At 63.2% G+C, this 19689-nt stretch carries 19 protein-coding genes and 1 pseudogene; 6 read left to right on the top strand and 14 right to left on the bottom strand.

Annotation, left to right across the window (positions count from 1 at the left end; all coding sequences use genetic code 11):
- Positions 1-6 precede the first annotated feature (6 nt).
- The 8 genes from BXA00_RS01530 to BXA00_RS01565 form a co-directional block, all read right to left on the bottom strand.
- Positions 7-351: an acyl carrier protein gene (locus tag BXA00_RS01530; RefSeq protein WP_231952187.1), complete on the bottom strand. Its 345-nt coding sequence runs from the start codon at positions 349-351 to the stop codon at positions 7-9.
- 174 nt (positions 352-525) lie between these two features.
- On the bottom strand, positions 526-1692 hold the full coding sequence (locus BXA00_RS01535; RefSeq protein ID WP_083714131.1) for a fimbrial protein: 1167 nt from the start codon (positions 1690-1692) through the stop codon (positions 526-528).
- A complete protein-coding gene (locus tag BXA00_RS01540; protein ID WP_231952188.1) occupies positions 1683-4295 on the bottom strand; it encodes a fimbria/pilus outer membrane usher protein in 2613 nt (870 codons plus the stop codon). Before BXA00_RS01540 ends, BXA00_RS01535 begins: the two co-directional genes overlap by 10 nt.
- Entirely contained in the window at positions 4178-4915 is a 738-nt protein-coding gene (locus BXA00_RS01545) for a molecular chaperone (protein ID WP_076515640.1), read from the bottom strand. Before BXA00_RS01545 ends, BXA00_RS01540 begins: the two co-directional genes overlap by 118 nt.
- 104 nt (positions 4916-5019) lie before the next feature.
- The gene (locus tag BXA00_RS01550) at positions 5020-5562 is read right to left on the bottom strand and encodes a fimbrial protein (RefSeq protein WP_076521740.1); all 543 of its coding nucleotides are present in this window, start codon (positions 5560-5562) and stop codon (positions 5020-5022) included.
- Between the two features lie 203 nt (positions 5563-5765).
- Positions 5766-6299 (bottom strand): fimbrial protein, encoded by a 534-nt coding sequence (locus tag BXA00_RS01555; RefSeq protein ID WP_076515642.1) that lies wholly within the window; start codon positions 6297-6299, stop codon positions 5766-5768.
- A 53-nt stretch (positions 6300-6352) separates the two neighbouring features.
- On the bottom strand, positions 6353-6760 hold the full coding sequence (locus BXA00_RS01560; protein ID WP_156902713.1) for a hypothetical protein: 408 nt from the start codon (positions 6758-6760) through the stop codon (positions 6353-6355).
- Positions 6761-6765: 5 nt separating this feature from the next.
- A complete protein-coding gene (locus BXA00_RS01565) occupies positions 6766-8124 on the bottom strand; it encodes an amino acid permease (RefSeq protein WP_076515646.1) in 1359 nt (452 codons plus the stop codon).
- Between the two features lie 393 nt (positions 8125-8517).
- On the opposite strand from BXA00_RS01565, the gene BXA00_RS01570 reads away from it, so the two are divergent.
- Positions 8518-8982: a DUF2946 family protein gene (locus BXA00_RS01570; RefSeq protein ID WP_231952189.1), complete on the top strand. Its 465-nt coding sequence runs from the start codon at positions 8518-8520 to the stop codon at positions 8980-8982.
- 233 nt (positions 8983-9215) lie between these two features.
- On the top strand, positions 9216-9986 hold the full coding sequence (locus BXA00_RS01575) for a helix-turn-helix domain-containing protein (RefSeq protein WP_083714133.1): 771 nt from the start codon (positions 9216-9218) through the stop codon (positions 9984-9986).
- A gap of 28 nt (positions 9987-10014) precedes the next feature.
- On the opposite strand, the gene BXA00_RS01580 is transcribed toward BXA00_RS01575, so the two are convergent.
- From BXA00_RS01580 to metC, 5 genes are all read right to left on the bottom strand, one after another.
- The gene (locus tag BXA00_RS01580; protein ID WP_076521742.1) at positions 10015-10743 is read right to left on the bottom strand and encodes an amino acid ABC transporter ATP-binding protein; all 729 of its coding nucleotides are present in this window, start codon (positions 10741-10743) and stop codon (positions 10015-10017) included.
- Between the two features lie 29 nt (positions 10744-10772).
- Complete coding sequence (locus BXA00_RS01585) at positions 10773-11867, bottom strand: amino acid ABC transporter permease (protein WP_076515648.1); 1095 nt, start codon at positions 11865-11867, stop codon at positions 10773-10775.
- Positions 11864-13006: an amino acid ABC transporter permease gene (locus BXA00_RS01590; protein WP_076515650.1), complete on the bottom strand. Its 1143-nt coding sequence runs from the start codon at positions 13004-13006 to the stop codon at positions 11864-11866. The genes BXA00_RS01585 and BXA00_RS01590 overlap by 4 nt, the downstream gene beginning before the upstream one ends.
- 25 nt (positions 13007-13031) lie before the next feature.
- On the bottom strand, positions 13032-14111 hold the full coding sequence (locus BXA00_RS01595) for an amino acid ABC transporter substrate-binding protein (protein WP_083714134.1): 1080 nt from the start codon (positions 14109-14111) through the stop codon (positions 13032-13034).
- A gap of 68 nt (positions 14112-14179) precedes the next feature.
- Positions 14180-15331, bottom strand: a complete 1152-nt coding sequence (gene metC / locus BXA00_RS01600) for a cystathionine beta-lyase (RefSeq protein ID WP_076515652.1) — start codon at positions 15329-15331, stop codon at positions 14180-14182.
- Between the two features lie 108 nt (positions 15332-15439).
- On the opposite strand from metC, the gene BXA00_RS01605 reads away from it, so the two are divergent.
- Together BXA00_RS01605 and BXA00_RS01610 are read left to right on the top strand one after the other, a co-directional pair.
- Positions 15440-16351, top strand: coding sequence for a LysR substrate-binding domain-containing protein (locus BXA00_RS01605; RefSeq protein WP_076515654.1), 912 nt, complete (start codon positions 15440-15442; stop codon positions 16349-16351).
- A 309-nt stretch (positions 16352-16660) separates the two neighbouring features.
- On the top strand, positions 16661-18184 hold the full coding sequence (locus BXA00_RS01610) for a site-specific integrase (protein WP_083714135.1): 1524 nt from the start codon (positions 16661-16663) through the stop codon (positions 18182-18184).
- Positions 18185-18236: 52 nt separating this feature from the next.
- Here BXA00_RS01610 and BXA00_RS29350 read toward each other — a convergent pair whose 3' ends face one another.
- On the bottom strand, positions 18237-18776 hold the full coding sequence (locus tag BXA00_RS29350; RefSeq protein WP_054505142.1) for a JAB domain-containing protein: 540 nt from the start codon (positions 18774-18776) through the stop codon (positions 18237-18239).
- A 208-nt stretch (positions 18777-18984) separates the two neighbouring features.
- On the opposite strand from BXA00_RS29350, the gene BXA00_RS01620 reads away from it, so the two are divergent.
- Both BXA00_RS01620 and BXA00_RS29460 read left to right on the top strand, forming a co-directional pair.
- Complete coding sequence (locus BXA00_RS01620; protein ID WP_076515658.1) at positions 18985-19170, top strand: DUF3606 domain-containing protein; 186 nt, start codon at positions 18985-18987, stop codon at positions 19168-19170.
- A 33-nt stretch (positions 19171-19203) separates the two neighbouring features.
- Positions 19204-19422: pseudogene (locus tag BXA00_RS29460) on the top strand (ATP-dependent DNA ligase); the annotation flags it as partial.
- Positions 19423-19689 lie beyond the last annotated feature (267 nt).

The raw sequence follows: 19689 nt of genomic DNA on the forward strand, positions 1-19689 counted from the left end.
CTCCGGCTAGTTGGCTGTCGCGACGGAGGCGGCAGCCATGCGTTCGACCACCTTGCGCATGTAGACGATCAATGCGGACAGGTCCGACGGAAAGACGCTCGTGATCTCCTGCGCGCCCACCGCATGATCGGCGGGCAGCATCTCGTCCGTCGGGATGCTAAACAGGGTCTCGATCTCGAGGAGGATCTCCAGGATGGCCAGCGAGTCGAATTGCGTGATGACGGCGGAAAATGGCTCGTCCTTCAGCAGCGGGCCGCGGTCGCAACGGCACACGTCGGAAATAATGTCGGCGAGCTTTTCGCGCAGGATGGCGTCGTCCGGCAGGACGGGAGATGCCGCTTGGGTTTGCATGGTCATGGCCCCATAAAAAAATGAACCGCCACCGTCGCGAAGAAGGCGCCGTCTTCCAGAAACCAGACGGTTCCACTATATGACACGGGCGACAACATAGGCGAGGGACGGGCGGGAGAAATACGGACGACCGCCGGCAGGGCGGCGCCGCGGCCGCGATCCGCCAGGGCGGTGTCAGCTATAGCTGAAGGTCAGCGTCGCCTTGGCGCTCACCGCCCCCGCCGTGGGCGTCGGCTCCACCTGTTGGTAGCTGGCCCCGATCTGATAGGACCAGCTCGCCGTGGGAACCGCCCCGACGGGCGTGCCCAGGTTCTTGTCGGCCACGCCCATCTTGGGCGGGCGGAAGGTGCCGGTCTGCGCGTCGTATACCCACAATGTCACGCCGACCCCCTTCGCGGCCGTAGCGGCAGCTTCCTGATTTTTCAGCGTCGTGTCATAGCCCTGAACCGTGGATCCGGCGATGGACAGCGTCGGCGCCTGCGCGCTGCTGCTGGTGCACATGACCTGCAGCGTGGTCGATGAGACGCTTCCGGCGGTGCCTGCCTTCAATGCCGTTACGTTGGCGTCGGGCAGTGTGATGCTCAGGGCGCTCGGATTGGACACGCTGCAGGTCGGAACGGAGAACGAGACGTTGCCGTACATGGAAACGGCGTAGAGGTTAACGGGCGGCGACGCCATTCCCAGGTTCGCCAGCGTCGTGACAGCGGATATTTCGGTCGTGTTCAGTAATCCCGGTACGATCGGGTCGCCGGTCGCGACGACCTCGATGCGCGTCCGGGCGTTGGGCAGGTATTCGGAACTGTTGAACGGAAATACGAGCGCACCGCTCGAGAAATTATTGATGTAGGTGATCGGCGCGGTCTGGGACGAGCCGTCGGTCACATAGTAAAAGATGCGAAAGCCGATGCCCTGGCGGCTGGTCTTGTAGATGTCGGTGCCCCCGATCAAGGGCCTTGAGCTGGCAAAAGTTTCCGAGGCCCCTGGCGGGCAGGCGTACAACGGGGCCGCCTTGCCCCGCTCCCCACCCTCCAGACGCGGCAGCGCCAGCTCCACCGCGAAGAACGGCTGGCCACGCGTTGGGTTGGCCGGCACAGCCACGGAAGTTCTTCCCGCGTAAATCGAATACTGGTTGCCGGCATACGCGGAGTACATTGTCCTGCTGGGCCCCATGCCCCCTTGGTTGACATAGCATCGGATTGCTCTCGCGTCGAGCGGACCCGCCTGCGCATCGGGCGCGCCGCCGGCGGCGCCGAACAATGCGAGGCAACACCCCGCCAAGACGCGTCCCGCCCCCTTCAGCGGGCCAGGCAGGCTCTGAGCCTTTTCATGGATTAGCTGCATGTCAGCTCCTTGGTCGATTCCTCGGCGCCGGATGCCACCGAAGATGCGTCGATTTCAAATACGCAATGCTGCGCCTGCGCTTCGCCCCACTGCACCGTGAACCTGCTGACGCCTTCCAACCCGGTCAGCCAGGCGCGTCCCACCGGCCCCACGATGCCGCGCTGCTTGCCGTCCGGTTCGTGGATCGCCGCCCCAAAAGGCAAGGCTGCGCCGGCCGCATCCTTGAGCACCACCAGTATCGTGCGACCCAATTCGGTGTCGAACTTCGCGACCACGATCGCGCCGCGGCTGGGGACGACCGTGGCGACGTTCTGCCCCAGCGTCGCATGGGTATCGTCATAGTCGGGCTTCAACGAGATGCGATTCTCGCGGTACGGCGTCGCGGACGGCACCAATGCCCGCCCCGCGCTGTTGGTCCGCACGCCTGGATAGGACTCGACCTCCACGCCGGCAGCACCTGGCGCGTCCACGATGACGGCGGTCTCGCCGATGTTCTGTCCGAGCAGGAAGCCCTTCTTGTCCACGACGAACGCGCCACTGAAGTCGATGTTCGTATTGGAGGCGCCAGCGTTGTAGCCATGGCTGACGTTGGCCACGCCCACGGGAGACGCGTAGCCCACCGCGGCATAACCCCGGCCGCCATTGCCGCCGCCCGGCGCCCCCTGCGTCACGCCGCCCTGCACCGCATAGGTCATCGCGTAGTCGTCGGTCAGCGCCCCGCTGAGATTGACGTCCTGGCTCACTCCCTGGCCCTGGTTGCGCGACAGTGAGTAGCTCGCGCTATGCGTGCCACCCAGCGGTATGCTGAGCGTCAGCATGAATGTCGACTGGCGCTTCTGCCAGGGGCTGCTGTTGATGCCGTAATTGAGCGAATATCCCAACCGGCCAAAACCGCTGGAATAGGAAACTTGCGCGAACGACGCGGCGCGGGGAGCGTTCCGATAGGCGATGCCGTAGTAGTTGAACGAGATGGAGCTCGCGCTTCCGACCCGTTGGGACAGCCACAACTGGTATTCGTGCATTCGCTCGTATCCGCGAAACGCGTTGTTCGAGCTGCGATCCCGCACCGCATCGTCCAGGCTGCGGTAACCATCCGAGTTGTACCGGTAGCCCGCCAGCGTCAGATCGGTACCCAGCGAAGGAAAGGCCTTGGCGTACTGGATACGCGCCGCCGTGCCGACCAGCTTCTTTCCGTCGGCGCCCCGCGAGTGAGAGGTTGTCACATCCGTGGATAGCGCGCCGAGTTCGCGCAGGTTCAGCGCCAGCCCGGCGGCTCCCGCGTAGTACGAACCCTGCGCGCCGGTGAGACCGCCGTACGCCGTCACCCCAAAAGGCAGTCCATGCGCGAGCGTCATTTGCGCCATCATCGGGCGTTCGTTCACGTAGCTCTGCCGATGCTGGCCCAAGGCAAAACTGTAGTTCCAGGTTCCTTCGCGCAACATGGTCGGCAGGGCCGAAAACGGCTGAGAAAAGCGCGTGGTGCGTCCGCCCAGTTCCTCGATGGTCACTTCGAGGTCGCCGCCGCCCGGCGTCGAGTAAAGATCGTCGATGACGAAAGGCCCGGCCGGCACGAACGTCGTGTAGATCGCGTAGCCATTCTGCCGCACGGTCACCTTGGCGTTGGAGGGCGCGATGCCGCGCACCACGGGTGCGAACCCGCGTTGGCTTTCCGGCAGCATGCCATCGTCGGACTGAAGCATCACGCCGCGAAACCGCGTCGCATTGAAAATGTTGCCCGGGGTGGCGCTGTCGCCCATGCGCAACCAGCCGCGCCAAGGCGCCACGTCGCGCTCGGCGTAGAGGTCGCTCCAGTCAAAGCTGGAACTTCCCGCGCTTTGGAAATAGTTTCCGTTGGCCCGAAGGCGCCATGCCCCCAGGTTGAAACCATTGCGGAAACTGGCGAAGGTGCTGTTGGTGCTGCTGCCCTGGCCGCCGGAAAAGCTGGAGGCATTGTGCGACAAACGATAGGACGACCAGAACACGGTTGCGCCGTTGTCCCAGAGTTCGGGGGCAACGGAGCCCCGCGCCTTGCGGTCCAACGCCGCCTGGGCGATGGAAACGTCAAGGATGTTCTTGTCCTGGTCGTAGCGCGCCTCGGCGGAAGGCAGCGTCTTGAGCGCCCCGGTGCAGCCGGTCGCGGTCTGCAACGCGGGAAAGGCCTCGATCTTTACCCCCATTTCCTTGAGCAACGGCACGGGCAGACACGGTTGAGCGTCCTCCATGCCCTCCACGGCGGCGAAATCGATCTCGCGCATGCCGAAAGCCTGGCGGTTAAGCTGGATCATGACCGACTTCGTGCCCGGCAGGACGCGGTTGGAAAACGCGAACACCGACAGGTCGACGCCGGTCGCGCCCGCCTTTTGATACAGAAAACTGCTATCGAACGTTGCCGCGTCCTGGTCGGCCTCTGCCGCACGGCCGACGAGACAAGCGGCGAGAATCACGACCGCCGAGACAACGGCGCGGGCCTGATTCGCGTTCATTTTCACTGCCCGCGCGCTTGCGCTTCGGCGCCAGCGGGCACCGCAACCTCTGCCCAGGATTCCACCACGCCATAGTCGTTGACGACTTTCGCCGTAGCCTTCGTCGCGCCGCTGGGACACTTCGCCAACGGCAGCAGCGTCGTGGTCAACGGCTTGGCCACGACAGTGCGCCCAAAGCCATCCGCTTCGCCCGGGACGTCAATGCCCGAGAAATTGACGGTAAACACCGACGTGTTCTTGATCGCAAGCTGGCAGCCCTTGCCGTCCTTCTGCCAGGACCACTGCACCAGCGACGCATCGCGGGGCATCTTCTGGATGGCTTCCGGGCGATAGAACAGCTTGATGCGGGTGCGCGTGGCCAGCGTCAGGCTGTTTTCCGAAGCGCCCTTTTTCTTTTGCGGAATCTCGAGCACGTTCAGCCAGTAATAGCTCTCGCGATCGACGGGCATGCCGCCGCCCACGCGGGTGATCGTGAGACTGCGTTCGGTACCGCCGTCAAAACGGCTCAAAGGGGGCGTCACGAAAAACGGCGTTTCCATTTCCTCGGACTCGCCGTCGATCCATGCCTGCACGACGAAGGGATCCGAGCCATGATTCTTGGCGTTGATCGAGACGCTCTTTTCCCTTTCATTGAAAATGACGCGCGTGCTGGACAACTGCACGGCCGCATGGACGGAACTGAAGGCCAGTGCACCGAGCGTGGCCACGACAGAAAGAATGCGCTTGGAGAGAATGTTCATGATGCTGGCGCGCGGCTCTTTGTGGACAAGCCGGCTGATGTTCAGGTTGAGTTGGACCGCCGCCGCCGCATCGGACGCATGGCGGGGTGGATCCCCGGGATGATTCAGGAGTAGGTCAGCGTGATCGTCGCGGTGGCGTCGGCCGTTCCTGATCGGATGCCGGTCGCGCTGGGAGAAGAAATGTAGGAACTGGTGAACTGAAAAGTGTTTTTGCTTGAGTTCACGTTGAATGCGTAGGACGCGCTGCCATCCATGCGCACGATCTGCCCTGACCCGTGCGTGGCATCCTTGGTCTGCACCTGCACACCGAAGCCCGTGGCGGCGCCCTGGCCCGCCGTCAAGGCCAGAATGCCCGCGTCGCCAAACGCCGTGGTGCCGTTGAATCGCAAGCTGGCGGCCTGCAGGGTGGAGACTTCGCACCCGCCCAACGTCACGGAGAAATCCTTCCAATACTGCTGACCCGGCGTTCTGCTTGCGCTGAACTCGGACATCGGCACGTCGCCCATCACCACCGTGTCCACCGATACGGTGCAAGGGGTGCTCGTGATACGCCCGGAAATGCTGAGTGTCACGGACTGTCCATGCGCCACCCAGGACGCCGCCACGAGAACCACCGCAACAGCGAGTTTTGCTTTGTTGAGTTTCATGTCGTCAAGCACGCCCAGTACGATCTGGCGTGCAGTAATGGAGCGTCGCCGCCATCCAGGCAAGCAGCGATACGGCGGTGCGCCCAGGGCGCACAAGGCGGACGAGGTTCAGAGGGTCGCTAGGCCGTCCGCGCGGGCGGCCTTGCGTAGAACCCGGGCGGGCGGGAGCGACTCCCAGCCCGCCGTACGCGCGTCTGCGCGAATTACGAGTACGTGACTTCAAACACCGCGCGCGCGTTGGCGGGACCCGCGGTCACCGACGGCTCGGTCGCTTCGTAGTAAGCCTTGAAGTTGAAAACGTTGGTGCCTTCGGCAAGCGTGTAGGTCTTGGCGGCGCCGCCAACGACCACGTCGGTATTGCTCGCGACATCTTCCAGCGCGATGGCCACGCCTTGCGCACCCGCGCCGTTTTCCAGACCCAGCAGACGGCCAAGGACGACGCTGCCAGCGCCCGGGCGGAAGGCGATGGCGGCCGTCCCCAGCGTCGTGATGTCGCAGTTCAGCAGCGAAATGCTGAACGCGGAGGCGGGGCCGCGGTCGCCCACGTTGGCGAAGTAGTTGGTGGAGATGGAGCCCATGGACACCACCATGTCTGCGCCCTGCTGGCCGCCACCGATCGAGCAAGGCGACGTGGTGATTTCGCCCTGGAACGAGATGTTGCCGGTTTCGGCCGACGCGGCGCCCGCAAAGGCGGCGAAGGTGGAAGCGATCAGGGCGTTGATGACGAGCTTTTTCATGACGTAAAGACCTATCTAAGGGGAAGAAAAAAACAACGAAATGGCGGATTGAACTACCGCCCAAGTGCTTGCATTCGGGTCCGGCCGGCGCAGACGCCGGTATCGATCCAAACCAGTCGCGCAAGACAACCCAAGAGCAGATTGGCGGGCCAGAAAATGCCGCGCCGCACGATCCTGCCCAAGAGGTGCCGCTGCTTGCTGACGCCCAGTTCGTGCTTCAGGTCGGCGACCATCCAGCGAACCACCACCGCAAGTTTTTTCGCCAGCGGCGGATGCCTGTGCATCAGCCGCAGACATGGCTTTGCCCAGAGCCGATAGCCGAGGTAGCTGGTCGGCGAGAAGCGCCGTGCGCAACTCGTTGCGTCGTAGACCCAGTCCTGGAACGAAATGAGTTCCTGACGGCGCAATTCGTTGCACACGATCTTTCTGTCGTAGTCGACCCAATAGGCGTGATTGCTCATGGACATCACTCCGCCTGGAATGGCGCTGACAGGCGGTCTGCCATGGCAGACGCTCGGCCCGTCGAGCGCGTTGAACGGGAAAGGAATGTGAAGCCCGCGTAGCCGAGCCAAAGCAGGAGCAGGAAAGGAAGGCCGATGTGCAGCGTGGCGGCGAATTCGTCGATCACCAGGGTGGAGCCGGCGATCGCCACCACCACCACGGCGCCAACGATGGCGGGTACGGCACGCAAGCGGCTTTGCATGGACGAGCGCAGGAATATGGCATCGCGGCCAAGATCGCGGCGGGCATGCGTCAGGAAGATGGCCAGCCACACGAACAACAAGCCGCTGATGGCGATAGACGTCGCAACAACGTAGGCGTCGCCGGGCAGCCCGGCATTAACCCCCAGCACCGCGATGGACAGCCCGCCGGTCACGGCAACTGCGCGGACGGGCCCCCGGCGGGATGAACGGCCCAGCCTTGCCGGCGCCTGCCCGGCGCGCGCCAGGCTGAAGAGCATGCGCGAGGCGCAATAGATCTGGCTGTTGAGCACCGACAGGATCGTCACCAGCACCAGCACGCGAAACAGCGTGTTCGACCAAGGCAAGCGGGCCAGGTCGAGCAACGTGGCGAAGAGGGGCCGGGACAGTGAGTTCACGCCGCTGTCGAGCAGCGCCGACGCCGCTGCGACCGCAGCCAGCGTCAGGCCCACGACGGCAAAGGTAGTGATACGCAGCGTGCGACGCAATCCCTGGCCCGAAGACCGGGTTTCTGCGGCCACGATGGCCAGGGATTCGATCCCGACGAAGCCAAGCGTCGCAAGCATGAAGGCCTGCCAGACATTGGTGAAAGGGACTGCGCCGAAGACGGACGTCAGTGCGGAGGAAGATGGCGCAGGTGTGGAAGTACCCTGCGTGGCGTAATGAAATGCCAGGCCAATGAGGGCGATAAGGGCCCCGACCTTGAGCATCGACAATGCGACTTCGCAGCGCGCGAACGCATGCGCACCCGCCATGTTGACCAGCGTGAGCATTGCAAGCACGCCAGCCAGCAGCCAAACGGGAGAAGCCTGAGGCAGCCAGGCCGCCAGGACGGGAACGAGCAGGGACACTTCGGTTCCGATGATCAGGATGAGAGAGGCCAGGTAAGCCGCGCGCACCAGAAATCCCGTGGCAGGCCCCAGGGTGCATTCCGCGTAGGAACCGAATGCGCCGGGCGTGGGGTATTGGGCGGCGAGGCGGCTGAGCCCGGCCATCAAGGCCAGCACCACCAGCGCTGCCGCCACGTAGGCGGGAAACGCGGCCGGGCCGGCCAGCAGCAGCGGCAGCGCGCTGCCCGATACCAACCCGTAACTGATGACCGTACCGAAGGCGACCATGGACATTTGCCGACCGCTTAGCACAGCTGGCAGGGCCGACTCTCTGTTCAATATGTGGTTCAAGTGATTCATGGCGGGTACCTCTCCCGGAAATCGAGGGGTACACCTCAGGCAGGGCGAAGCCTCATTGGGACGAGACTTTAGGCCTGGCTCCAATGCACGTATGTAGAAGGATTACGAAAGGCGGCTGCGTCAAGTTCGACCCAGGCGCCCGCCGCGGGAGCGACGTCCGCAGGGACGCTTCGCGTTCAAGTTTGAAGTCGAGTTTGAGTGGCCGCTGCGGTATTTGAATGGCCGGAGCACGGTGCTCCGATCGCCCGCGTTGTCAGTGCTGCAAGCCTGGTGACGGCATATCGCGGACACAACGACTGGGCATCAGACATGCCTTAGAATGCCGCCATGGCTGCACACGCCCCGTGGGGCCCCACCTTCGCGCTGACTTTCAGGCACGCCCGTGCGCTGCTGTGGATGCTGTTGCTGGCAATCACGGTGCGCGGCCTGGTGCCGGCGGGCTATATGCCGGACGCCCGCGCGCTGGGAAAGGGCCGTGTCGAGCTGACGTTCTGTACGGCAGCGGGCACGGTCTCGAAGATTTCCCTCTCGCTCACGGACGACGGCTCGGATGCCTCGCACCATGGCGACCAGACAGCCCTCGGGATGGAATGCCCGTTCGGCCTGCTGACGCATGTGACGGCGGCCCCGCCGGCGACAGCGCCCCCGGTTGCACTGCCCGTGCATGCCGCGCCGTCGATTCCCTTCGACGTCTCGCGCGCGCTTCCACCTTTTGCCCGCGCAGGGTCCGCCGCTTGGATCCCGCGCCCCTCCCTCCTTGCTCGGCTGATCGCCGCCCGTGCGACGCGCTGATTCAGCGCATGCCATGGTGCCCGTCGATGCCGAGATTCTGGCGGCCACGCCTACCCGCTCCTGCCCGGATCCAGCCTCGCTGATCCGGGCCTGATCGGACCCGCCTTTCCCCTCTTTCACTGACGTAGACGATCTTCGCGCCGCGTTGCCTGCCTGGGCAACCGGCCGCGAGGCTCGACGGCGCGCGACTCATTCCGCATCGCCGTCCTCCCATTCATAGCGAGCAAACGAACATGACGATGACTTTCTTTGCTTCCGTGCAGCCTGCGGCATCCCTGCCCCATAAACCCAGCGTCAGCTGCACCGACTGCCGCTTGCGCGGCTGCTGCCTGCCGCGCCGCCTGAACGATCCCGAGGTCGCCAGCCTGAGCGACTGCATCGATACTCGCGTACGGCTCAAGAAAGGCGAAGTGCTTTTCAGCCAGCACGACTCGCACCGGGCGGTCTTTGCCGTTCGCGCCGGTTCGCTCAAGACGCACTGGTCAGACCCCTGCAAGCCTGGCCAGGTGGCGGGAGTCCACCTTCCCGGAGATCTTTTGGGTTTCTCCGGCCTGTTTGACCGCCGCCACGGCATGACAGCGACAGCGCTGGAATCCAGCGAAGTCTGCGTGATACGCCTGGACACGCTGGACGCCCTGACGCCGCAATTCCCGCAAATCCAGTCTCAGATCCGGGGGTTCATGAGCGGCGAACTGATACGCCTTCAGAAGCTCCTGGCCCAGACAAGGCAGCGCTCCGGGCCACGGATCGCGTCGTTTGTGCTGGACCTTGCGGGGCGGCACGCCGCGCTCGGATATGCGCCCGACAGCTTCTCACTACGCATGACGTACAGCGACATCGCCAGCATGCTGGGAATGACGCTGGCCACCGTCAGCCGGCTGATGAACATCCTCAAGCGCGAAGACATCATCGATGTACAGGGCAGGCAATTGAGAATCGTCGATCGGGTGGCGCTAACAGCCATCGCGAAAGGCCGGGATGATGTGTGCCGCCTGCCGACGTAGACGCATCGCGCCTGGCCTGCCCTTTCGCTCAATGCAGGATGCGCTCAAGAAACGCGCGTGTGCGTTCGTGCCGAGGGCGGTCGAAGAATGCGTCCGGCGCGGCCGATTCCAGGATACGGCCGCCGTCCATGAAGACGACCCGGTCTGCCACGCTGCGTGCAAAGCCCATCTCGTGCGTCACGCACAGCATGGTCATGCCATCGTCGGCCAACGAGGTCATGGTGTCGAGCACCTCCTTGACCATTTCCGGGTCCAGGGCGGACGTGGGTTCGTCGAACAGCATGATGCGCGGCTGCATGCACAACGAGCGCGCGATGGCCGCGCGCTGTTGTTGCCCGCCGGACAACTGGCCCGGATACTTGTCCGCCTGGTCCAGGATGCGCACCCGCGCCAGGTATTGCAGCGCCAGTTCGGCGGCCTGCGGGCGCGCCATGCGCTTGACGTGCATGGGCGCCAGGATGCAATTTTCCAGCACGGTCAGGTGCGGAAACAGATTGAAGTGCTGGAACACCATCCCCGCATCCGCGCGCACTTCGTCGATGGCGCGCAGGTCGTCGGCAAGCTCCACCCCGTTGACCACGATGCGGCCTTCCTGATGGCGTTCCAGCCGATTGATGCAGCGGATCATCGTGGACTTGCCCGACCCCGAAGGCCCGCAGATCACCAGACGTTCACCGACGGCCACCTGCAGGTCTATGTCATGCAGCACCTGAAAATCGCCATACCATTTGCTCATGCCGGATATGCTGACGGCCATGGGCGCGGCCTCGCCGCCTTGTTGCTGGTTCAACGGAGTTCCCCTTTTTTGAAGCGCCGCTCCAGCCACATCGAATAGCGCGACAGGCCGAAGCAGATGCAGAAATAGATGCTGGCAATGAAGAGATAGGTCTCGACATAGGGCGTGGGCCAGGCCGGATCCGTCAAGGCGGCGCGCCCCGAACTGAGCAGGTCGAACAGCCCGACGATCAGCACCAGGCTGGTGTTCTTGATCATCACGATGGCGGTGTTGGTGAGCGGTGCGATCACCTTGCGCACTGCCTGCGGCAGCACCACCAGCCGCGTCATCTGCCACCACGACAGGCCCAGCGCGCGCGAGGCTTCCATCTGCCCCGCCGGCAGCGACTGCAGGCCGCCACGGATCACCTCGGCCAGGTAGGCGGCCGAAAAAACCGTAAGCGCGATGCCGGCGCGCAGCAGGCTGTCGATGGTCATGCCAGCCGGCAGCATGATGGGCAGAACGATGGATGCCATGAACAACAGACTGATCAGCGGCAGGCCGCGGATCAGCTCGATGACGCACGTGGCGATGAAGCGCGCCATCGGCAGCGACCCGCGCCGGGCCAGTGCCAGCAGGATGCCCAGCGGCATGCCCACCCCCAGCGCGCATACCGCCAGCAGCAGCGTCACGGGCAGGCCGCCCCACGATGCGGTGGGCACTGGGGTCAGGCCCGCCCAGCCGCCCTGCATCAGCGCCAGCGACCCGGCCATGCCCGCCAGCCACAGCCAGACCGTGCGCAGCCGCCATTGGCGGGGGTCGAGCGACACGACCACCATCGCCAGGATGACCACGCACACCACGGCGGGCCGCCATTGCTCGCCGCGCGGATAAATGCCGAACAAAATCTGATTCAGCTTTTCGGCCAGGAACGCCCAGCAGGCTCCGCTGGCCTGCCGGCACATGGCGCCGGGTTCACCCGGCCAGACGGCATTCAACAGCGACCAGTCAATGAACCGCCCCAGGGCATAGAGCGCCAGCCCAAGTGCCAGCACGGTGGCGATACTGCTGTAAACGCTGCCGAACAGGCGCTGGGCCACGCCCGCCCGGCGATCCACCGGCGCCGGCCGGGAAGGCATGTCTGTAGAGATCACGGTCGTATTCATTTGCGTTCGGTCCGCAGGATGCGCCGGTTGTAGAGGTTCATGAACAGCGACACGCTCAGGCTGATGCACAGATACACGCCCATCAGGATCGCCAAGCCTTCGATGGCCTGCCCGGTCTGGTTGATGGTGGTGGTGATCACGAACGACAGGTCCGGATACCCCACCGCGAGCGCCAGCGTGGTGTTCTTCACGATCGACAGGTACTGGCTGGTCATGGGCGGCACGATCACGCGCAGCGACTGCGGCACGATCACGTGGCGCAGCGTGGTCCAGGGCCGCAGGCCAAGCGACTGCGCCGCCTCCCATTGCCCTTGCGCAACGGCCTCGATTCCGCCGCGGATGATCTCGCCCGAGAACGCCGCCGAGTACAGCGTCAGGCCCACCAGCAGCGCGGTGAATTCAGGCGTGAGCGCGGTACCGCCGACGAAATTGAGTCCGCGCAGTTGCGGCGCGGTGGTGCTTAATGTCAGGCCGCCCCACTGCCAGGCCGCGACGCCCGCCAACGCCGTCACGGCGATCAGGATGCGGCCCAGCGGCAGGGAGGGACGATGCCTGCGCAGCGGACGCAGGCCCCACCACGCCAACAGCGCAGCCACCAGCACGCCCGCCAACGGCAGCCAGTCGCCCTGCGACTGCACGCTGGGAAAAAACAGGCCGCGAATCGACAGGAATACGCCCGGCAAGGGGTTGAGCGCCTGCCTGGGCGAAGGCAGATTGATGGTGACCAGGCTATACCAGAACAGCAGTTGCACCACCAACGGGGTATTGCGCGTGATTTCCAGATAGAGCGTGGCGATGCCATGCACCAGCGGATGCCGGCTGCGGCGCGCCAGCGCCAGCAGGAACCCCAGCACCGTCGAGGCCACGATCACCAGCGCCGAGATATGCAGCGTGTTGACCAGTCCGACGGCGAACGCGCGCGCATAGCTGTCAGTAGGCCGGTAGGCCAGCAAGCTTTCCGACACCGGGAAGCGCGCGGCGTCCCCCAGATAGCCGAAGCCGGTGGTGATGCCGCGCTGGGTCAGGTTGTCGTGCGCGTTCCACACCAGCCAGGACAGCGTGCCGAAGAAAGCGCAGGCAATGAGCCCCTGCGCCAGCACGGATCGCGCCCGCGCGTCGTACCAAAGTCGCTTGAACATGAATCAGCCCCGCCCGGCTTGCGGGTCAGTTGAAGACGTAGGGGTACATCAGGCCGCCGTCGCGATACAGCCGGTTCAAGCCGCGCTCAAGCTTCAAAGGGCTGTTCTTGCCGACATTGCGTTCGAACATCTCGCCGTAATTGCCCTGCGCCTTGACGATGTTGTAGGCCCAGCGCTCGTCCAGGCCCAACGCCTTGCCGTTGCCCGGTTCGACGCCCAAAAAGCGCGCGATGCGTGGATCGTCCGACTTGAGCATGGCGTCCACATTGGCCTGCGTGATGCCCATGTCTTCGGCCGCGATCGGCACCTGGACCACGAATTTGACGATGTCGAACCAGCGGTCATCGCCATGGCGCACCGCGGGAGTCAGGGCTTCGCTGTTGCCGCTGGCCGGAAAGATGATGTAGTCGTCCGGGTTTTGCGCCTGCGTGGCGCGCACCGCCGCCAGCGCCGACGAGTCCGTGATCAGGCCGTCGCAGCGCCCCGTGAAGAAGGCTTGGCGCGAGGCGGCCACGTTGTCGAACAAGACCGTCTTCAAGCCCAGTTTGAACTTGCGCGACAGGTCGGCCACCGTCACTTCGTTGGTCGACCCGGTCTGCACGCAGATGGTGGCGCCCTGCATGTCCTTGGTCTGGGTAATACCCAGATCCTTGCGCACCATGAAGGCGTCGTACTCGTAGTAATTGGGATAGGTGAAGTTGATGCCGTTGGCATCGCGCCGCAGGGTCCAGGACGTGGTGCGCGGCAGCACGTCGATCTGCCCGGTCTGCAGGGCGGTCAGACGCTGCTGACCGGTCAACGGAACGAAGCGCACCTTGGCGCCGTCACCCAGCACGGCAATCGCGATGGCGCGGCAGGTTTCAACGTCCAGCCCCTTCCAGTTGCCGTCTTTGTCGGGCGCGGAAAAGCCCGTGGTGCCGTGGCCGGATCCGCAGATCACATAGCCGCGGGCACGGATCTGGTCCACGGTCGGGCTGTTGCTGGACGCGGAAACCGCCGGTGCTGCCGGGCTGGCCGGTGAGGGAGTCTGCGCGCCGGCAAAGGCGGGCAGAATGGCGGCGGCGCCCAGGATGAGCGCGCGCGTAACGGTATGGATACGGTACATGGCAATTCCCCTTGCAATGTGTTGGCGGGCCATGACGCTCTTGTCGGCGGCTGGCCCCAGGATGGATATCAGCGTGCCTGGCGGGCGTAGGCGTCCAGCGCCCTGCGCAGGTCTTCTTTCAGGATCTCGACGCCCTCAAGTCCGATCGACAGGCGCACCACCGGCTGGTCCGTGGCCGGATGCACGCGACCGGCCTGCAAAGGCGCGGGATAGTAGGCGGCCAGGCTGTGCACCCCGCCCCAGCTCGCGCCGATGGAGAAGTGTTCCAGCGTGTCAAAGAAACCGTTGAATGCCTGCTCCGGCGCCGGCTTCAGGATCAAGGAGAACAGGCAGCCGTTGGTGCGGAAATCGCGCCGCCACAGAGCATGGCCGTCATCGCCTTCAAGCGGCGGATACAGCAGCCGCTCCACCTGCGGTTGCGCCTGCAGCCACTGCGCGATCTCCAGCGTGGCGGCGCTTTGCGCGCGGACGCGAAGGTCCAGGGTTTCCAGGCCGCGCAGCACCAGAAAGCAATCTTCCGGGCTGACCTGCTGGCCCAGGATGCTCTGCGTTTCCCGCAGGACTGCGTAGTGGCCGGCATCATTCAGGCTGACGCTGCCCATCAGCACATCGGAATGGCCGCTGAAGAACTTGGTGGCGGCCTCGACACTGAAATCCACGCCATGCGCCAAGGGCTGGAACCCCAGCGGGCTGGCCCAGGTGTTGTCCATCATCGTCAGCACGCCATGGCGGCGCGCCACCTCGGCAATCGCCGGAATGTCGGCCATTTCCATCGTGACGGTGCCGGGCGCTTCCATGCAGATCATGCGCGTGGCGGGCCGGATCAGCGCCTCGATCTCCGCGCCGATGGCGGGCCGGTAGATCTCGACCTCCACGCCCATGTGGGCCAGCCACTTCTCGGCAAAGGTCTTGAGCGCGCCATAGCAGGCCGCCGACACCAGCAGGTGATCGCCGCCGCGCACGAAGCCCATCACGACGGTCATCAGCGCCGACGCGCCGGAGGGGGTGATCACACAGTGGCGGGCGCCTTCGAGCGCCGCGATGCGTTGCTCCAAAAGGCGCGCCGTGGGCGTGCCGGTAATGCCGTAGCTGTAGCCGTCGGGCTGGCGTTGCTTTCGGTTGACGAAGTCGGCAAGTGAGCCGAACACCACCGTGGAGGCACGTTGGACGGCCGGCGACAGGCTGGCGAAATCGGTATTCGGAGGGCTGGTGTTGTTCATTTAGACTAATTTCGGCGCGTGAGAAAGGTCTCGATGCCGTGCAGTCTGGACGTTCAGACCAATTCCCTCAACAATTGAACTGACTTAGTTAATAAGCAGGACTTATATATGGATATGCGTGAGATCCAGGTTTTCCGCGCTGTCATGCAGGCCGGCACGACCAGCAAGGCCGCCAACCTGCTGGGGGTTTCACAACCCGCCATCAGCCAGTCGATCCGTAAACTCGAAGACACCTCCGGGCTACGCCTGTTTGAACGGGTGCGCGGCCGGCTGGTCCCCACGCCCGAGGCCGGCGCGTTGATGGAAGAAGTGGATCGCTGCTTCGCAGGTTTCGAACTGATCGAGCACCGCATCCGCAGCCTCAAGTCATTTGGGGTGGGCCGGCTGGCGATCGGCTCCCTGCCCGCCTTGGGCACCGGCTTCATGCCGCGCGCGATTGCCGCCTTCGGCCTGGCCGACCGCCGCCTGCAGATGTCATTTCAGATCATGAGTTCGCGCGAGGTGCTGCGCCAGGTCGCGGCGGGCCAGCTCGACTTCGGATTGATGGCCGACGAGCTGTCGGTGCGGGGCCTCGAACACTCGGAATTCCTGCGCACGCCGGGTGTGATCGCGATGCACCATCACCATCCGCTCGCCCGCAAGAAGGTGATCGACGCCAGCGACCTGGTCGACCATCCCTTCATTGCGCTCAATCCGGAAGACGCCAGCCGGCGCCGCCTGGAAGCCGCGATGCAGACGGTCGGGTTGAATCTGCGGCCGATGCTTGAAACCCCCTATTCCAACTCGGTCTGCGAGTTTGCGCTCAATGGCGCGGGGATCGGCATGGTGCACCCGATCATGGCGCTGGACTATCTGTCGCGCGGGCTCACGATAAAGCGCCTGTCGTTGGACGTCAGCTTCACCAGCCTGCTGGTGTTCCGCTCGGGCATGCCGCTGTCGGGCAACGCCCGCGAACTTCTGAAAGTCATGCGCATCCAGCTGGAGAGCGATTTGAAGAAGATGCAGGCGGCGCTGGCGTAGCGCAACAGGAGGAGTGGCATGGGCAGTCCCACGGGTTGCCTTCGCAGTGTTGCTCCATCCGCTGCGCAATGAAAAAGGGTTAGCTCACCAGAAGTAAGCTAACCCTTTCATTTTTTTGGTCGGGGCGGTGGGATTCGAACTCACGACCCTCTGCTCCCAAATTAGAAACGCGCGAACGTCGGCGAACGTCAGCGAACGAATAACCAACTGATTCATAAGGCTTTATACAAATTTCCTTGTTCGTCGACGTTCGCTAATGTACGCTGACAGCCGCAAAAATGTTGTCCCATATGTTGTCCCATATGGCGCATGAGGCAGAAGAATGGAGAGATTCGAGGAAATATGACGAGATACCCAAAACGCGGAAAAGGTGCGCGGTGGACCGTCAAAGAACTGGAAGCGGTACCGGCGGAATGGGTCGGTGATCACCTGGCCGATGGGGACGGCCTGACTGGGGAAATCCGCATTCAGCGCGGCACGATGGCCGTGGTGTGGCGATACGCCTATCGCATGGGCGACAAGGTAAAGAGATTCTACTGCGGCTCATGGCCGGAGCGCACACTCGACGAGATCCGCTCCGCCAGGAACAAAGCGCGGGCGGACATTAAGGCGGGCCGCAATCCGTCAGCCGTCCGCGACTTGGAAAAAGCCCAGGTGCGGGAAGCTATGGCAGCTGAATCTGCCGCTGTAACCGCCGCTGAAGAAGAGGCCACGACCGACGCCCTGTCGTTCCAAGAGATGTATAAAAGCTGGCTGGAATCGGGAGTGAAGCGAGCAGATGGCAACACCGAGGTGAAGCGCATCGTTGAAAAGGACGTGCTTCCCTTGATCGGTGATACTCCCGTGCGATCAATTCGCGAGAAGGATATTGAGCGAGTGATCCGATCGATTGTCGGCCGCGGTTGCAATCGGCTTGCCGAGGTGACCTACCAAATACTGGGCCAGATGTTCCATTGGGCAGAAAAGCGCCAACCATGGCGAAAGCTGCTTTCGGAAGGAAATCCGGTTGAGCTGGTTGAGCTCGGGGTGCTCCTGGCGGACGATTACGACCCGGATAACGCGCGCGAACGCGTTCTCCCGCCTATTGAGATTGTCGAGCTTCAGACTCGATACCGCGAGTTGGAGGAGCAGTATCTCGCTTCGGATGACAAGCGAAAGAGGAAGCCTCCATCCAAGGCGTTGCAGGCAGTTTCCTGGATCTGTTTGAGCACGCTATGCCGGATAGGGGAACTGCACCTAACCGAAATTACGCATCTCGATCTCCGAGAAGGTACGTGGTTCATTCCCAAGGCGAACGTCAAGGGCAGAAAATCACAGAAGCGCGACCACCTGGTCTTTCTGTCACCCTTCGCAGTCGAGCATTTCGAGACCCTTGTCAGCTTGGCAGGATCATCCCGCTGGCTCCTACCTTCGCGCGACAATGATGACGCGGGGGTAGACCAACCGATGTACAAGCAGGCCTTTACTAAGCAAATCAAAGATCGGCAAGCCATGTTCAACGGAAAGCCCAAAGCACGCCGCGCTTCGGACAACTCCCTGGTGCTCGGCAAAGGCCAAAACGGCAATTGGACGCCTCATGATTTACGGCGAACGGGGTCGACCATCATGGAATCACTGGGAATCGATCCCAACATCATCGACCGCTGCCAAAATCACGTCATTCACACGGGCAAGAACCGTGTCAGGCGGCACTACCAGCTCTACGACTACGCCGACGAGAAGCAAGCAGCATGGGCGAAGCTCGGCGACTATTTGGAAAGACTGCTGTCGGGAGCCGTGGCGCCAGCCGAGCTTCAAAAGCGGCTGACCGCCAAGCAACTACTCGCGGCGTAAAAAAAAGCCGAAGACCGTTCGGTCTCCGGCTGTTGGACGCAGGCGGGCAAGCCTAGATCAAGCCCATCTTGGCCATAGAATGGCCGCTACCTGCCGCCACGATCACGTGGTCGACCAATGTCACATTGACCAGAGCCACGGCGTCCTTCAAGCGCCGCGTAACCTCAACGTCCGCCCTGCTTGGCTGCGACGAACCCGAGGGATGGTTGTGGGCAATCAAGATGGAATGCGCGTTGTGCCGAATAGCCGCCTTGACGACCTCGCGTGGATACACGCTCGTCTCAGACAGCGTGCCTCTGAACATTTCCTCGAAAGCGATCATTCTCAATTGCGCATCAAGGAACATTACGCCGAACACCTCCACGTCCGACAGCGCCAGGCGCGTCACGATATAGTCGATGGCGGCGGACGGCTTGTCCACTGGCAAGCGACTACCCAGCGCCCCCTCCAATTGCTGTGCAGCCGCACGTAGCAGCTCTTCCGGGGTTGCGGCTCGATAGAGGCCGCCCGCCTCGCATACAACCGGGGCGCCCTGGACATCCTGCGGCACCTGCCTTTCCCCTGCCCAGGCGCGACTGAAACTTAGTTGCATTGCTCTCTCCAATAGCAAGGGTTGCCTACCAACCCATTAATGTTCGGTCGTCAACAATGGAGGGTGTCAGAATTGGGGACTCGCCATGCGCAGTCAGCTCTTACCAATGGACATTGGGCTATACCTAGAGCTCACACCTAAGAAGCCAGCTTTCCCGGGCACGCCGTTTGCTGACTTGACTCGGTTCCACTTTCTCAAAGGAGCGGCAATGTCTGACGATCTAAGTAACCGCGGCCCGGAAGACCGCGCCCGGGTGAACGTCAATGAGGCTCACGAGCTCAAATATTGGACGCGTGAATTCGGCGTCACCGAAGACAAGCTTCGGCAGGCCGTAAAGGAAGTTGGCGTTTCCGTCGACGCGCTCCGGAAGCACTTCTCGTCGCCCCCACGCTGAGGCGACGCATCCCCACCCTTGGCTGGCAACCGCCATTTGTCGCAGACGCTGCTACAACTGTTCATTGCTAAGAGCGGGCCCAAGATCCGAATAGGCATAATCTTTGTCGATTACCTTCGCATCGGATTTAGCGCCACGACCGCTTCGGCGTGGCCAGCAAGTGCGCGGCCGGGACTCGGTGTCTCCGTGCCGATCTCTTGGGAAGAACTCCCACAGCTGTCCAGCGGGGCCCAATGGACCATCACCAACGTAGTCGCTGACAAACGTCCGTTGTGCCTGAAAATTTGACGAGCGTGGCTTGCTTGATCAACCGACTGACATGGGTCAGGTGTGGTCTGTCACCAAGGACGGATCCCGGCCAGAAGCGGTCAGTGGACTGTGCACAATCCCCTTTTCTCGTCAGCTACCTGATCACCAAAGCTGTCTCTGTGGTGGGCACATAACGCACGCTGGGCCAGATCGTTAGCATCCATCCTATCAATCGCCTCTGAACGCACGCGAGGTTTGCAAATATGCCGC

It is taken from the genome of Achromobacter sp. MFA1 R4 (genome assembly GCF_900156745.1).
GTDB lineage: Bacteria > Pseudomonadota > Gammaproteobacteria > Burkholderiales > Burkholderiaceae_B > Achromobacter.